At 51.0% G+C, this 16,150-nt stretch carries 14 protein-coding genes and 1 riboswitch; of the genes, 8 read left to right on the plus strand and 6 right to left on the minus strand.

Going from position 1 to position 16,150, the window contains the following annotated elements:
* Window positions 1-12: 12 nt before the first annotated feature.
* On the minus strand, window positions 13-1,707 hold the full coding sequence (locus ACMGDE_RS04185; RefSeq protein ID WP_436831502.1) for a S41 family peptidase: 1,695 nt from the start codon (window positions 1,705-1,707) through the stop codon (window positions 13-15).
* 232 nt (window positions 1,708-1,939) lie between these two features.
* Between ACMGDE_RS04185 and pdhA the strand changes: the two genes are divergently transcribed.
* From pdhA to dnaA, 6 genes are all read left to right on the plus strand, one after another.
* The gene (gene pdhA / locus ACMGDE_RS04190) at window positions 1,940-2,935 is read left to right on the plus strand and encodes a pyruvate dehydrogenase (acetyl-transferring) E1 component subunit alpha (RefSeq protein ID WP_436831503.1); all 996 of its coding nucleotides are present in this window, start codon (window positions 1,940-1,942) and stop codon (window positions 2,933-2,935) included.
* 50 nt (window positions 2,936-2,985) lie between these two features.
* Entirely contained in the window at window positions 2,986-4,671 is a 1,686-nt protein-coding gene (locus ACMGDE_RS04195) for a pyruvate dehydrogenase complex dihydrolipoamide acetyltransferase (protein ID WP_436831504.1), read from the plus strand.
* Window positions 4,672-4,795: 124 nt separating this feature from the next.
* On the plus strand, window positions 4,796-5,272 hold the full coding sequence (locus ACMGDE_RS04200; protein WP_436831505.1) for a hypothetical protein: 477 nt from the start codon (window positions 4,796-4,798) through the stop codon (window positions 5,270-5,272).
* Window positions 5,273-5,426: 154 nt separating this feature from the next.
* Complete coding sequence (gene gcvP, locus ACMGDE_RS04205; RefSeq protein WP_436831506.1) at window positions 5,427-8,306, plus strand: aminomethyl-transferring glycine dehydrogenase; 2,880 nt, start codon at window positions 5,427-5,429, stop codon at window positions 8,304-8,306.
* Between the two features lie 56 nt (window positions 8,307-8,362).
* A riboswitch (TPP riboswitch) is annotated at window positions 8,363-8,458 on the minus strand.
* A 73-nt stretch (window positions 8,459-8,531) separates the two neighbouring features.
* Window positions 8,532-8,909 carry a transmembrane 220 family protein gene (locus ACMGDE_RS04210; protein ID WP_436831507.1) on the plus strand — a complete coding sequence of 126 codons (378 nt, stop codon included), beginning with the start codon at window positions 8,532-8,534 and terminating at the stop codon, window positions 8,907-8,909.
* A gap of 260 nt (window positions 8,910-9,169) precedes the next feature.
* Window positions 9,170-10,597, plus strand: a complete 1,428-nt coding sequence (gene dnaA, locus ACMGDE_RS04215; RefSeq protein ID WP_436831508.1) for a chromosomal replication initiator protein DnaA — start codon at window positions 9,170-9,172, stop codon at window positions 10,595-10,597.
* Window positions 10,598-10,658: 61 nt separating this feature from the next.
* Here dnaA and ACMGDE_RS04220 read toward each other — a convergent pair whose 3' ends face one another.
* The 5 genes from ACMGDE_RS04220 to lpxK all read right to left on the minus strand — a co-directional run bounded on the left by ACMGDE_RS04220 (window position 10,659) and on the right by lpxK (window position 14,417).
* A complete protein-coding gene (locus ACMGDE_RS04220; RefSeq protein ID WP_436831509.1) occupies window positions 10,659-11,057 on the minus strand; it encodes a DUF4890 domain-containing protein in 399 nt (132 codons plus the stop codon).
* Window positions 11,058-11,123: 66 nt separating this feature from the next.
* A complete protein-coding gene (locus ACMGDE_RS04225; RefSeq protein WP_436831510.1) occupies window positions 11,124-11,660 on the minus strand; it encodes a 5' nucleotidase, NT5C type in 537 nt (178 codons plus the stop codon).
* Window positions 11,661-11,670: 10 nt separating this feature from the next.
* Window positions 11,671-12,618 (minus strand): NAD-dependent epimerase/dehydratase family protein, encoded by a 948-nt coding sequence (locus ACMGDE_RS04230; RefSeq protein WP_436831511.1) that lies wholly within the window; start codon window positions 12,616-12,618, stop codon window positions 11,671-11,673.
* 76 nt (window positions 12,619-12,694) lie between these two features.
* Complete coding sequence (locus ACMGDE_RS04235; protein WP_436831512.1) at window positions 12,695-13,303, minus strand: Crp/Fnr family transcriptional regulator; 609 nt, start codon at window positions 13,301-13,303, stop codon at window positions 12,695-12,697.
* Window positions 13,304-13,328: 25 nt separating this feature from the next.
* Complete coding sequence (gene lpxK / locus ACMGDE_RS04240; protein ID WP_436831513.1) at window positions 13,329-14,417, minus strand: tetraacyldisaccharide 4'-kinase; 1,089 nt, start codon at window positions 14,415-14,417, stop codon at window positions 13,329-13,331.
* A gap of 31 nt (window positions 14,418-14,448) precedes the next feature.
* Between lpxK and mqnB the strand changes: the two genes are divergently transcribed.
* Together mqnB and ACMGDE_RS04250 are read left to right on the plus strand one after the other, a co-directional pair.
* Complete coding sequence (mqnB, locus tag ACMGDE_RS04245) at window positions 14,449-15,072, plus strand: futalosine hydrolase (RefSeq protein ID WP_436831514.1); 624 nt, start codon at window positions 14,449-14,451, stop codon at window positions 15,070-15,072.
* 90 nt (window positions 15,073-15,162) lie between these two features.
* Window positions 15,163-16,149, plus strand: a complete 987-nt coding sequence (locus tag ACMGDE_RS04250; RefSeq protein ID WP_436831515.1) for a pyruvate dehydrogenase complex E1 component subunit beta — start codon at window positions 15,163-15,165, stop codon at window positions 16,147-16,149.
* Window position 16,150 lies beyond the last annotated feature (1 nt).

Below are 16,150 nucleotides of genomic sequence, written 5' to 3' on the forward strand. Positions count from 1 at the left end.
CCGCCATAGGGCCTAATCGGCCGTCTCGACCGACGCTAAAAGCGTCTCGGGACGGCCGATTGTTTTATATTTCCCTTCACCAGCAAGAATGCTGTAGTATTCGGCAGCGGTGGTCAGTAAGCGCAGTGCACGCTGCAATTGAGGATCTCGTCTCAATGAAAAGGTCATCCTCCCATTTTTGTAGTAGTAACGGGATATGATTTCCTCACTGACGGCCGCACGGATCTCGTCTTGATGATCGACCAGATCATGCTGCTTGTTGTGGTATAGCTTACGCTCCAGCGATTCGAGCTCCTGCAGGATTTCTACAGACTCCTCGTCTGCTTCGGCTTGCGCCTTCAGCTGTTTCACTAACGTTTCCGTTTCGGTGAAGTAATTGTAGTCTTTGCCTTCCAGAAACTGGATAAAATCAGCATATTGCTCGTCACTCAGCGCAAACCGGTTTGCATCAGCGATACGTGTGTGTTTTTGTTTAAAGGCCGTTGCATAGTCGAACACCAAATACCGATCCAACAGGGCCTTGGTGATCGGACTGGCAGGTGATGGTTCCATCGTGATGTCCGGGTAAATTCCGCTGCCATCGTATACGACCCTCCCGCTTTTGGTGTTGAAGGCATTGATCAACGAATCGGATACCGGGTGATATCCGCCCTGATCATCCCGGTGAACAAAATCCATCGCTTGTATACACCTGCCCGATGGGGTATAATATTTCGCAATAGTCACCTTCACGAGGTTATTGTAAGGGACAGGGAACGTCTGCTGCACCAGCCCTTTACCAAAGCTCCTGCCGCCAACGATCACTGCCCGGTCCAAATCTTGCATTGCACCGGCTACGATCTCCGCTGCAGAAGCCGAATACCCGTTGATGAGGACCACCAGTGGTAGCTCAGGTGCCAACGGGTTAGCCATCGTACGATAGCTGTGTTCCTTGGTCGAGTTCTTGCCGCGTTGGCTGACCACCAGTTCTCCCTGGGGCACGAATAGGTTGACAATCTTGACAGCCTCCTGCACAATGCCTCCGCCGTTATTGCGGAGGTCGAGTACCAAGCCGTTAAGTTTGCCGTTCTTTTGAAAATCCTGCAACGCATCCGCCACTTCCTTTGCCGATTGCTCCAAAAATTTATCCAATTTAATATAGCCGATCCCGCCGCTCAATACTGTGGCATGGCTTACGTTGGGTTGCCGAATAATGGCCCGTGCGATCGTCAATTCCTTCATCTCCTCTTGCCCCGGTTTTCGCACGCCGAGCCGAATTTCGCTGTTGGCAGCCCCCCGCAATAGGTGACTGACCTCCTTGAGTGATTTATCCATAAGACCGATGCCGTCAATGCTGACCAGTTCGTCTCCGGTTTGCAATCCGGCTTCGTCAGCCGGTCGCCCGGGATGCAGTTCCGACAGGTAGAAGTGACCATCCCGTTGCAAAATTCCCGCGCCTATCCCCCCGTATCGGGTATCGATGTACCGGAGCCTGTAATCCTCCACCTCGTTTTCCTGCACATATTCGGTATACGGGTCCAGGCCACCCAGCATGGCGTCCACCGCTGTTTTTACCAGCCTGTTGGGATCTGTCTCGTCCACATAGTTGAGACTGATCTGCCGATACACCGCAGAAAAGATATCAAGATTTTTACTGATCAGGAATAAATCGTCTTTGACCGCAGCGAAGGCCGATAGCAACAGGATGATCACTGTGCCGATCGCCATGCCCGTTCTGCCTAGTTGGTGTTTGTAGCCGTTCATTTGCGGTAGATAAAAGTCAAACAATCCATTAAAGTTAATACAATTTGCAGCAAATGCCAAGTGCCTTCTTGCTGAAAACAAATGCACCTCGTCTGCGCGTGCATGTTTTGTGACATAGCTGGCTGTGTAAATTGCATATCACAACAATTTTGTCTAAGTTTGCCTTCCAAAAATTGAGTATTTCTAAAACTTTGAAATGAGTTCGACACCTATAACAAAAGAGACTTATTTAGAGTGGTATAAATCCATACTGCTCATGCGCAAATTTGAAGAGAAGGCAGGTCAACTGTATGGGCAGCAAAAGATCAGGGGATTTTGTCACCTCTATATCGGCCAAGAGGCCGTCGTCGCCGGTGCGCTATCGGTGCTACGGCCCGAAGACTCGATGATCACCGCTTATCGCGACCACGCCCATGCAGTGGCAAAAGGCATTTCCGCGAATGCCGCAATGGCAGAGCTGTTTGGCAAAGCCACCGGATGCTCGAAGGGTAAAGGGGGTTCCATGCACTTTTTCAGCAAAGAACATAAGTTCATGGGTGGCCACGGCATCGTAGGCGGACAGATTCCGCTGGGTGCCGGTATTGCGTTTGCCGAAAAATACAATGGAACGGATAACGTCTGCGTCTGTTACATGGGGGATGGAGCTGTCCGCCAAGGAGCGTTCAATGAAGCATTGAATATGGCCATGCTGTGGAAATTGCCCGTTATCTTTGTCTGCGAAAATAACGGTTATGCCATGGGCACGTCGGTAGCCCGTACGACCAATATGATTGATATTTATAAAATGGGTCTCGGTTTTGACATGCCCAGCGCACCGGTGGATGGGATGGACGTCGTCGCCGTACACAACGCTATGGATGAAGCCGTGCAACGTGCGCGCAGTGGCGAAGGCCCTACATTCTTAGAGATGCGCACGTACCGGTATAAAGGCCACTCCATGTCGGACCCCGCCAAGTACCGCACCAAAGAAGAATTGGAAGAATACAAGGGCCGTGATCCGCTGATTACGACAAAGGCAACCATCATGGAAAAGAAATATGCCGACGAAGCATGGTTCGAACAGGTGGAATCCGAAGTGAAAAAGACAATCGATGAATCGGTCAAGTTTGCCGAAGAGTCGCCCTATCCTGAACCCGAGGAGCTGTACAAGGATGTATATGTACAGCAGGATTACCCATTTATTACCGATTGAGATTAGAGTAGCTAAGTAACGTTAAAAAAAAGGATTAACCGCAATATAACATGGCTGAAGTAGTAAAAATGCCCAAAATGAGCGACACCATGACCGAAGGGGTGATCGCAAAGTGGCACAAAAAAGTAGGCGACAAAGTCAGTTCAGGCGATTTGATAGCAGAAGTCGAAACGGATAAAGCTACCATGGACTTCGAATCGTACCAAGAGGGAACATTACTATATATCGGTCCGAAAGAAGGAGAAGCGGTACCGGTGGATGCCGTTATCGCGGTATTGGGCGAAGCAGGAGAGGATTATCAGGCTTTGCTGAAAAGCGATGGCGCCGGCGAAACCAAAAAAGAGGGCGAAGCCAAAAAAGAAGAAAAACCTGATCCGGAAACCGATAAGGCTACTGAAGACAGCGGTAATGAAGCACCGGCGGATGCCGGTGAGGAAGTAACAGCCGAATCCTTGGGCGCTACGGTCATTACGATGCCCTTATTGAGCGACACCATGACCGAAGGGGTTATTGCGGAATGGCATTTCAAGGTGGGTGATGCCATCAAAAGCGATGACGTCATCGCCGACGTGGAAACCGACAAAGCAACCATGGAAGTAACCGCCTATGCCGAAGGCACCCTATTGTACATCGGTGTAGAAAAGGGTCAGGCGGCCAAAGTAAATGATATTATTGCGATTGTAGGCAAGGAAGGTACCGATGTAGCGCCGTTGCTCAAACAGCCTTCAGGAAAGACCCAAAAGGCCGAGAAGCCGACAGAAACAGCTCCAGCGGAATCGACAGCAGCCAAACCTGCGCAACCCGTTGCAAGCGAAGCGCCCGCCAGCGCATCGGACGATTCACGGGTAAAGGCCTCCCCCTTGGCACGCAAGATTGCAAAGGATAAAGGAGTTAGCCTCGGTGAAGTCAAGGGTACAGGCGATGGCGGTCGGATCATCAAAAAGGATGTCGAGTCGTACACCCCATCAGCTAAACCGGCAATCTCCGAAGCAGCCCCTGCGGCCCCTGCCCAAGCACCGGCAGCCACGACGGTCAGCATCCCGCAATTCGTAGGAGAGGAGCGCTACACCGAGAAACCGGTCACCCAAATGCGGAAGACCATCAGCCGTAGGCTTTCCGAATCCTTTCTTGTTCCGCATTTTTACCTCACCATCAAGATTGACATGGACAGCGCCATTCAGGCAAGAACCAAGATCAACGAGGTGGCTCCCGTAAAAGTGTCGTTCAACGACCTCGTAATCAAAGCTGCTGCAGTCGCGCTGAAACAGCATCCGGCTGTCAACGCCTCCTGGCAGGGCGACAAAATCCGGTACAATGAGCATGTAAACGTCGGTGTGGCTGTAGCCGTAGAAGATGGCTTGCTGGTGCCGGTCGTCCGGTTTGCCGATGGTAAATCCCTTTCGCATATTTCGGCGGAAGTGAAAGATTTTGCCCAACGGGCCAAAAACAAGAAATTGCAGCCTGCGGATTGGGAAGGGTCTACGTTTACCGTTTCTAATTTAGGCATGTTCGGTATCGATGAGTTTACGGCCATTATCAATGCACCCGACGCGTGCATTCTGGCTATCGGGGGCATCGAGCAGGTACCGGTGGTAAAAAATGGGCAAATCGTTCCGGGCAATACCATGAAGGTGACCCTCACCTGTGACCATCGGGTGGTAGACGGTGCCACGGGCGCCGCGTTCCTACAAACGCTCAAGTCACTGCTGGAGGAGCCTGTACGGATATTGGCATAACGTTAAATTTAGAAAAGCGCATGGGTCTTGGCCGCAATAGCCGCAGATCCATGCGTTTTTTTTATTGCGTGTAGCGAATCCGGAGGCGCAACCGTTACCTATTTCAGTACCAAAATCCAAGGCGATGAAAACAAGGATACTTCCTCATTTTGTGGTGTTATTTTTAACCCTCGCTACATCAGCTTGCAAAAAAAACGATCGCCTCACTTTTGATGAACCCATGATCTCATTACGCACCTATGTTGGATGGTGCGCCCCCAATGACAGCCTGACCATAGGCAAGGATCATTCACTATGGATTCATTACGCTAGCTGCAATGACGAAGTCGGTGTGAAGAAGCAATGGGCAACGGAATCCACGGACCATGAAGAACTTCTAGAGCTATTAAGTACCGGCGACTTCACCGCATTGGACATGAATGAGTGCGGTGCATGCTACGATGGAACTACGTATACCGTTACCGTGCGAGACGGAAACAGAAAGCATAGCATCAGCTTGGAGGGCATTCATTCAACCGGTGGTCAAACACAAAATGGCATGCCCGGTAAACTTTTGGCCAAATTATTATCCATCATCGAAAAGCAAGCGGAGAAACAATGACAACCTGTTAAAACAGGCATTGCCCGCCACGGATTTCCAAAAAGCTCTAGCCGCTTTATTTCTCGTCCTAAAATCTGTATCTTTGCACCCGAAAAAGCTACCGTCTGCTTGCTGACAAGCACCATGGCCGCATCCGGATAGCGATAATGTCCCCATGAATAAGATACATTTCCAGGAAAAATTCGAAGAGCGCCACATTGGACCAAGTCCTGATGAGACCGCCGCTATGCTGGATGCCTTGGGCGTCCAAAGCCTCGACCAGCTGATCGACCAAACCGTGCCCGCCCAAATACGGGCGGCAAAGCCATTGGCACTCCCCGACGCCTTGGCGGAAACGGCCTACTTGCGCAAGATGAAGACCGTGGCAGACCAGAATAAGGTCTTTAAATCCTACATCGGGCAAGGGTACTATGACGTGATCCTCCCCGGTGTCATTCAACGCAACGTATTTGAAAACCCGGGTTGGTATACCCAGTACACACCCTACCAAGCAGAAATCGCACAGGGGCGCTTACAGGCCCTGCTCAATTTCCAGACCATGGTCATCGATCTCACCGGTATGGAAATCGCCAACGCTTCTTTGCTCGATGAGGCTACCGCAGCCGCTGAGGCCATGTTTATGCAATATGGGCTCCGCAAGAACAAGGAAGCCAACACGTACTTCGTGGCTTCGGCTGTCTTCCCACAAACGCTGGATGTATTGCGTACAAGAGCGCTGTCTTATGGTATTGAGCTATTGGTAGGCAACTTACATGATCTTCCCGATACCGATAACATCTTCGGCGTGCTGCTCCAATACCCCACGGCGGATGGCTCGATCGCCGACTATACCGCCCTTGCCGAACACCTGCACGCACACGACATCTCAATATGCGCCGTGGCCGACCTGATGAGCCTTGTATTGCTGTCCGCCCCGGGCGAATGGGGAGCCGATGTTGTGGTAGGCAGTACCCAGCGCTTTGGCGTCCCGATGGGATTCGGTGGCCCGCATGCAGCCTACTTTGCCACCAAAGAAACCTTTAAACGCAATATTCCAGGCCGCATCATCGGCGTGACGATCGACTCGAACGGCGACTACGCACTCCGGATGGCATTGCAGACGCGCGAACAGCATATCCGTCGGGATAAGGCTTCGTCCAATATTTGTACAGCACAGGCCCTTCTCGCTATTATGGCGGGCTTTTATGCCGCCTACCATGGTCCCAAGGGGCTACAGCAAATCGCCGAGCGCATACATGGTTTGGCTGCCTTATTGGATCACGCGCTGCAACAATTGGGCTATACACAGCTCAATGAGACTTATTTCGACACCTTGCGTGTTGAACTTGGTGAACTGGCCGGTCCACTTCACGCCGAAGCGCTCAATAACGAGGTAAACTTGCTTTATCACGGATCGATTGCCGGCATCTCCATCGATGAGACCACTACCTACGGCGATATTGAAGTGCTTGTCCGCATCTTTGCCAAACTCAAAGGCAAAACCATAAACGATGTGGACTTGGCAGCGTTGTCTGCCGATGTCTCCTCGACCATACCACCGGCATTGCGCCGCACGTCTGCCTACTTGTCGCATCCCGTATTCAATAGCTATCATTCAGAGCATGAGATGCTGCGCTATATCAAATCATTGGAAGCCAAGGACCTATCATTATGCCATTCGATGATCCCGCTGGGCTCATGTACCATGAAGCTCAATGCAACCACCGAGATGGTTCCCGTCACGTGGCCGGAGTTTAGTAACCTGCATCCTTTTGCCCCTGCCGATCAGACCAGCGGCTACATGCAGGTCATCAGCGAGCTGAATCAGTGGCTCTGCGAAATCACCGGATTTGCCAAGGTCAGCTTCCAGCCCAATTCGGGTGCGCAGGGCGAGTACGCGGGATTGATGGTTATCCGTGCTTACCACGAAAGCCGCGGCGATCACCACCGCGATGTCGTACTCATCCCTTCGTCTGCACACGGCACCAATCCGGCATCGGCCAGCATGGCGGGCCTGAAAGTGGTCGTCGTCCGGTGCGACGAACGCGGCAACATTGACGTGGTTGACCTCCGCAGGAAAGCCGAGGAGCACGCCGCCAATCTTTCGGCATTGATGGTCACCTACCCCTCTACCCACGGCGTTTTTGAAGAACCGATCGTAGCCATTTGCGATATCATCCATGACCATGGCGGACAGGTGTATATGGATGGGGCCAACATGAACGCACAAGTAGGCTTGACGAGCCCGGGACTCATTGGAGCCGATGTATGCCACCTCAACCTGCACAAAACATTCTGCATCCCACACGGTGGGGGCGGCCCCGGTATGGGCCCGATCGGCGTGGCCGCGCACTTGGTTCCGTTTCTGCCTAACCACCCGGTCGTCAGCGTCAGCGGCGAACAGGGCATCAACGCCATATCCGCCGCACCTTGGGGCTCAGCATCCATTTTGCTGATATCGCATGCCTATATCGCCATGATGGGCGGTGGTGGACTGACCAATGCTACGAAATACGCGATCTTAAACGCTAACTATATCAAAACGCGGTTGGAAAACCATTATCCGGTATTGTATGCCGGCGCTAATGGACGTTGCGCGCACGAACTCATTTTGGACTGCCGTTCGTTTAAAGCCGCGGGGGTGGAAGTGAGCGATATCGCCAAACGGCTGATGGACTACGGCTTCCACGCACCCACCGTATCGTTTCCGGTAGCGGGCACGTTAATGGTTGAACCCACGGAATCGGAATCCAAAGCCGAGCTCGACCGCTTTTGTGATGCCCTCATCGCCATCCGCAACGAGATTGCCGCTATTGAAAGCGGCCAGTCCGACAAGCAAAACAACCTATTGAAGGGCGCTCCGCATACCGTGACCATGGTGAGTGCAGACGAGTGGGATAAGCCTTATCCCCGCTCTCAAGCGGCCTTTCCGCTCCCGTTTGTGCGTGAGCATAAGTTTTGGCCTGCCGTAGGACGTGTCAACGATTCGCAAGGAGACCGGATGCTGATCTGTGCCTGCCCTCCATTGAGCGCATACGAAGCGGTAGAAGCATAACATAAACTAAAACCCTATTCTAGCCATAGCCAGAATAGGGTTTTTGCACAACTTTCGCTGTACAATATGTGCTTTTCCTGCGCTGGCATTACCCAGATCAGGTTCGGGGATGTGATCTCAGCCTGATTGCTCAAGCACTCCCGGCACATGTTTACATAGAGAACAACCGGCTGGACAAAAGGTTTTATTTTTTTACCTTTGGCTTTATAAGAATAAACCATCGTTATGAAACTCTTTAATATTGTATGCTGTATCCTATTCGTGGCGAGTGCCGCCTTGCAATACAACGATGTGGATCCCTACCTATGGATCCCGATTTACCTATATGGTGCAGGGCTGTGCTATGCCGCCGCGCGGAATCGCTATTTTCCCCGTGCCTATCTCATCGGCATCGTCATTTATGGCGCGTTAGTTGCTTACTATCTTATATTCAAGCATGGCGCGCTCGACTGGTTTCAGCACCATGAAACCAAAGATCTGGTACAATCCATGAAAGCAGATAAACCTTGGATAGAAGAAACGCGGGAAGTAATGGGTTTACTCATACTCATCGCGGTACTCAGCATCGATTGGATCGCTGCCCGTAAATTAACACGAAAATAAACGATTAATTTACCAGAAATTTAACTAACTTTAACTTACGTAAGCACGGACTGAAAGTGATGTTAAGAATTTTTTCCGTTCGTTTTCTAACCAGTCATTTTTACAGAAAAATACATCTAAGTTGTTGATTTACATATAGCTATTTGATATTTTAATTTTTAATTTTTTAGCTGATTTTTTTTTGCCATCTTCGTTTCAAGAAGAAGTTATCAACATTTTTTCGGTCATTATTTGTAAATCAACTTATTAAGAATTAACGAATGGAAAAAACGAGCACGAGTGTCTGGAATAGCTGTCTCCAAATCATTAAAGACAACATTCCCGCACAAAGTTATAAGACCTGGTTTGAGCCCGTTAAGGCTGTACGGTTGGAAGGTAACGTTTTGACTATTCAAGTGCCAAGTTTGTTTTTCTATGAATGGCTGGAGGAACACTATGTCGGTCTACTGCGCAAGACCATAAAAAAGCATCTCGGAGAAAACGGGCGATTGGAATACAATATTGTTGTTGAAAAATCTTCTACAAGTAATCCATATACGACGAACATTCCTTCAAGTGGCAACGGTGCCGATGCCAAAAAGCAATCCATCCCCATACCGGTGGCGCTCAACAAGGACATTAAAAATCCGTTTGTCATCCCCGGTCTCAAAAAATTGCAGGTAGACCCTCAATTAAACCAGCATTATACCTTTGACAATTTCATCGAAGGAGAATGTAACCGGTTAGCACGGTCAGCGGGTTTCGCCGTGGCAAACAAGCCGGGCGGCACCTCTTTCAACCCGTTGATGATCTATGGTGGCGTGGGGCTTGGCAAAACGCATTTGGCCCAGGCCATTGGCAATGAAATCAAACGCAACATGCCGGATAAGTTGGTCATCTACGTATCGTGCGAAAAATTTTGCCAACAGTTTGTAGACTCCCTGAAAAACAACACCATCAACGACTTTGTCAATTTCTATCAGGCCATGGACATCATCATCATGGATGATGTGCATAATTTTGCCGGCAAAGAGCGTACGCAAGACATTTTCTTCCACATCTTCAATCACCTGCACCAATCCAGCAAGCAGATCATCCTGACTTCCGATAAACCCCCAAAGGACTTGGCGGGATTGGAAGAGCGTTTATTGAGCCGGTTCAAATGGGGGCTTTCTGCCGATATGCAGGTGCCCGACCTGGAGACCCGGATGGCCATCCTCAAAAAGAAAATGTATTCCGACGGTATTGAGCTGCCCGAAAATGTGATTGAATATGTTGCCAATCAAATTGACAATAGCGTGCGTGAGCTCGAGGGTGCAATGGTCTCCTTGCTGGCTCAGGCTACGCTGAATAAGAAAGAGATTGACCTCAATCTCGCCAAATCCATGTTGAAGAATTTCATTAAAAACACACACAAGGAAATCTCCATGGATTACATCCAAAAGTTGGTGTGCGATTATTTCGAAGTACCGGTAGAGATGGTCAAATCCAAGATGAGGAAACGGGAGATCGTGCAGGCCCGACAGATTTCGATGTACCTCGCCAAAAACCACACGAAGACCTCATTAAAGTCCATCGGCGCTTTTTTCGGCGGCCGGGACCACTCCACTGTTATCTACGCTTGTCAAACGGTAGAGGACCTAATCGAAACAGACAAGAAGTTCAAGGCATACGTGCAGGATATCCAGAAAAAACTGAAAACTAGTTAACTCACACAACAAGGGCGGCCACGATCAATAGCGGCCGCCCCTGTTGGTTGCTCTTTTTCCTTTAGTTGCTACCGCCACCCCGGCGACCACCTCCCTGCCTCATCCGGGCAGCCCGCTCTTCGGCAATCTTTTTATACGCTTTCTTCTGCTCATCATCCAGTACGGAAAGGATTTTTTGATCCGTTTGATCCCGCAGTTCGCGCATTTTCCCCATTCGCTGCTGCCTGTCGCCATCTTGGCTGTTTTGAAAAGCTTCGCGCATGGCTTTCCCTTGAGCAAGGGTGTACGCATACACCGAGTCCTTTTGCGAAGCCGACAGTTTCAATTCCTGCTCCAACCGTTCGGTGGTGCGCTTGGCATTTTCCTCTGGAGTGCCAAAGCCCCCACGCCCCCCTTGCTGGGCAACCGACAGTCCAACGGCCATCAGTAATGTCATCGCTGTTAAGATACCTGTTTTCATAACCTTGAAAATTTACGTCTATTATATCCAGTCAGACTTCAGAACACGGCGATGGTTTAAGGTTGCCTAAAGCAACAGGTCGGCCACTTCCTTCCAGCTGTTCACCCGTTCATATTCCGTGATGAGCAGGTTATGCGGGGAGGTAAATAGCAATTTACGGCCGCTGAAGTGAGCCAAGTTTCTTACCCGGTCGTCAATCATGATGTCAGCAGCGATTATTTTCTCTCCAGTGAAGAGAATATTCGTCCACGGGATAAACGGAAAATACTCATCCAACCATTCGAGTTTATCCTCCAATGACTTTCTAAATTCGATCGCGGCGGAGACAACATACACCTGATACCGGGCCTGCAAAGCTTTTACCGTTTCGATAGCGTCCAGCATGGGCGGGATATCCCTGAAAAACCCCTTTTCATTGGCATAGACCTTCCATTGTCCATTGAGGTGATCCGGCAGGTTTTCATGCAACTCCTTGCCGGGCGCTTGGTAGATGTCCATTGAGATTCCATAATCGCGATGGTAAAGGGTCAAAAATTTGTGGTGGGTATCCGCCAGCACCTCGTCCATGTCGATGGCCAAGCGTGGTTTTTCTGTATCGCTCATACCGACAAACTTAGCCAACTTGGGTTGTTTTCGCAACCCCGGCTGCTATAATTTCCTCAACCGCTTGCCTTACCGGAGTTGCCGTTAATCCAAACGTGCGCTCGATATCACGGCTGTCAAAAAAATAGTCAGATTGGTATTGATAACTCATCTCTTCTATTTCACGCATGAGCGGAACCATCAAGCCAGCCAATTTCAGCATCCAGCGCTTGAGCACGAATATTCGAGGTTTAATCTGCAGTTTTGCCGCAAACAACCGAACCCAGTCGGTGCCCGTCAGTCTGTCGTCAGCCGTCGGCAAATGCCACACCCGGTTATATGCCCCCTCCGTATTTCCCAATACAGCAACTGCCCTGGCCGCATCAGGCGTATACGTAAAGCTGTGCACCTTACGGGCATCACATTGCCAGATCGCGGATCTTCCCCGTTTAAGGTTGCTGTAAACCAGTTCTAACAAGATGCTGTTGCCGATACCCGGCCCATAGAAATCGGCCGAACGGGCAATGACCGCCTGCAGCCGACCACCAGCCACTTCGGTCATCAGCATATCGACCACCTGTTTCCGAATCTTCCCTTTTTTGCTTACCGGCCTGATCGCCGATTGTTCGGTCATGTGGGATAATGCCTCCGGAGCGTACATGTACACATTGTCTACAAAAACCAGCTTAGTGCCGTGTGTCTTGCAGGCATCGATCACGTGCCGCATGAGCCGTGGCCAATCGCGCTGCCATACCTGATACGTATAGGATAGTCCCACACACAGGTAGGCAACGGCCACCCCGGCTACGGCGCGATTTACCGATTCGGCATCCAGCAGATCGGCGGCAAAAAGCTCATCATCGTCATTCACCCTTTTTGGTTTCCGGCCCACGATGCGCACCCGCTTACCGTGGTGCTCATTCAGGATTTTGGCGAGCGGAGCTCCTATTGCTCCTCCTGCCCCTAATATGGCATGCATAATCTTCAACGTTTAATTCATGCAAAGCTGATGAACATCCCGCACAAAAAGATTGACGTGCGTTAAGAAATCGGAGTCAGGCAGGTTGCGTCACTATCCGGTTTCGGATACGGCTGAGGCTTTCCGGACTGATCCCTAAAAAGCGGGCGATATACTTTTGGGGTATCTGGCGGATGATGTCGGGTCGCGTGGTCATCAACTTCCGGTAACGTGACTCCGGTTGCAAGCTAAGCAAGTCTTTGGTACGATTTATATTTTGCATCGCCGTGGCCTCTATTACACCCATTGCATACCTGTTGAATGTCGGCGACTGCTGCATCAGCAACACGGCGTCCTTGCATGAGATACTCAGGCAATCAGCGCGGGTAAGCGCCTCGATGGCGTTCCCAGCAGGCGCCTGTTTCGAAAAGCTTTCCAAATCCGTAGCCAGTTCACCCGGCATGAAAAAATTGCACGAATGTAATTGTCCACGTTCGTCGGCATAATACATATGCAAAATACCGGCCACCACAAAATATAGCCTGTGGGCGGTCTCCCCCGCGCGGAGCAATGTCGATTTCCGCTTAAAAGACTCCAGCCTGAAAAACGAACGAATTATCCGTGCTTCCTCCTCATTCAGTGGATGATGTTGCCGGATGGATTGCAGCAGTAATGCCGTAGATACCGTAAGGAGTTGATCAGCCATCCCTCAAACTTAGGCAACTTGGCTGTCATATGCAAATGTCCAATGTATCGGCGCAATAGCGCAACACCCGCTGTCTCAGGGTCGCTTCATCTTCCTCATCAAACTGCACCTGGATCGGAATAGTATATATCGGCAATTCCCTAACCAAGTCCGCAAGTTCGGGAGCCTGCAGCCGCTGTGCGTCCTTCTCGGTTGTAACGATCAACTTAGCTGGGTTACTGATGCTATGATAATGGCCGGCGATTTTACGGATATCGGCCAGGGTATATCGGTGGTGATCTGCATAGCGCAGTTGCACCACTTCGCTCACCCGCTGACGGAGGTAATCGTATAGTGGCGCAGGGTTGGCGATACCTGTCAGCAGCAGCACGGAATGGTCCGCCCGCAACACAGCAACCCCATCCTGTTCGCTGGCATGCAGCAGCGCGAGCGCGCCGTAGCTGATCCCGGCAAATAATACCGGTATTGCCCTTCCCGTGGCAAGTACATTGCGAATATGATTCTTTTCAGCATCCGTGGCATCGGCAGGCGTTTTGGTCACCACCATTACGTCGGCGCGACGGCGCTCTCCGAAGCTATCCCGATAATTACCAGCCGGCAACAGCCACCTGGCTTGTTCCATGGCCTTGTAGTCGAACAGCAGGATGGCTAAACCCGGGGATAGTGCGCGGTGCTGGAAAGCATCGTCTAATAGGATGACGTCATGGCCGCGCTGAAGCAGTTGATCCACGCCATGGACGCGGTTTTCGTCCACGGCTACGGTAACGTCTGGAAATTTGCGCTTGAACTGAAGCGGTTCGTCTCCGCTCTTGCTGGCAACGTCATCTACGCCCACCTCCAGAAAACCACGCGTTTGTCGCCCATAGCCACGGCTCAGTGTCGCCACCCGGTACCGCACGGTCAAGATCCGCAGCAAATATTCGATCATCGGGCTTTTTCCGGTGCCTCCCACGGCAAGGTTGCCGACCACGATCACCGGTTTATCAAAAACAGTACTCCTGGCCCATCCCCAATCATAGCACCGATTGCGGATCCAGATGGCCAAGCCATACAATACTGAGAGAGGCAACAGCAGCAACCGGAGGTAAGCCATGGTCAAATGTAGCAATTCCATTCATTTTGTGTACATTCGTAGGCAAAAGCAGATGGACATATTGGTCATAGCAGCCACGCAGGAGGAGATTCGGCCATTTCTCCGGTTACCTGAGCAGCAACGGCAGGGCATGGATATCTTAATTACGGGAGTCGGCATGGTTGCTACCGCATTCGCCATCGGTCAAAAGCTCGCTACGGATCATTATGATCTGTTGCTTAATGTCGGTATCGCAGGGAGTTTCGACCGAGCAATACCGCTTGGAGAGGTAGTGTGGATCGTGCAAGATACCCTTGCCGAGCTAGGGGCCGAAGACGGCGATCAATTCCTGGACAGTGACACCCTGGGTTTAGCCGACCACACCTTCCATAGCCCAACCGCTATTGCGCATCCCATACTGGGCGAGCTGCGCAGGTGCCGGGGGATCACCGTCAACACGGTACACGGCAACCAACATCGTATTGATGCCGTCGTCAACCGGCTGAATCCCGACACCGAAAGCATGGAAGGCGCAGCGGTGTGCTATGCGGCCCACCGGTCGGGGATACCGGCAATACAGGTACGGGCCATTTCCAATTATGTCGAACGCCGACATAAAGCAAGCTGGAAGATTCCCTTAGCCATCGAAAACCTCAACCGGTGGTTGGGGGCATTTGCCGGTTCAGCCAACCGCTAAAACACAAAAATTTGACACGCAGGGGCTCAAAAATATCAATTATTTGTAGTAGGTTTGCGTCCTATAATTTTTGACACGATATACTTACTGATGAGAGAAATACAATTCCGAGAAGCGCTTCGCGAGGCAATGAGTGAAGAAATGCGCAAAGATGAAAAGATCTTTTTGATGGGCGAGGAAGTGGCCGAGTACAATGGGGCATATAAAGTAAGTCAGGGCATGTTGGACGAGTTCGGTCCGAAACGCATCATCGACACCCCCATCGCCGAGCTTGGCTTTGCCGGCATCGGTATCGGTGCGGCGATGAATGGCCTGAAACCCATCATCGAGTTTATGACATTTAACTTTTCATTGGTTGCCATCGATCAGGTGATCAACTCCGCCGCCAAGATGTATTCGATGAGCGGGGGTCAGTTCCCGATCCCCATGGTATTCCGTGGACCTACCGGCAACGCCGGCCAGCTGGCTGCCCAGCACTCGCAAAACTTTGAAAATTGGTACGCCAATACGCCCGGCCTGAAGGTGGTCGTACCCGCCAACCCCTATGATGCCAAAGGCCTGCTGAAACAAGCGATACTTGATCCCGATCCCGTAATATTCATGGAGTCCGAAGTGATGTACGGCGACAAGGGAGAAGTGCCCGAAGAAGAATATTACCTGGAGTTGGGCAAGGCACATACCGTTAAAGAAGGCAAAGATGTCACCATTGTGACGTTCGGCAAAATGCTGCCCCGCGTGGTGCAGCCTGCTGTCGAAGAGTTGACCAAGGAAGGCATCGATGCGGAGCTTATCAACCTGCGTACCGTCCGCCCGATCGATTATAACGCCATTATCCAGTCGGTCAAAAAGACCAACCGCTTGATCATTGTAGAGGAAGCCTGGCCATTGGCGTCTATATCTTCCGAAATCGCCTACAAGGTGCAACGTGAGGCATTCGACTACTTGGATGCGCCCGTAGTCCGCATTACAGCAGCCGATGTGCCACTACCGTATGCCCCTACGCTCTTACAGGCCGCACTGCCCAACATCGAGCGCATCGTCAAAGCGGTAAAAGAAGTAATGTACATCAAAAAATAGC

Origin of the sequence: Parapedobacter brassicae (assembly GCF_051400755.1) — a bacterium.
Classification (GTDB): domain Bacteria; phylum Bacteroidota; class Bacteroidia; order Sphingobacteriales; family Sphingobacteriaceae; genus Parapedobacter.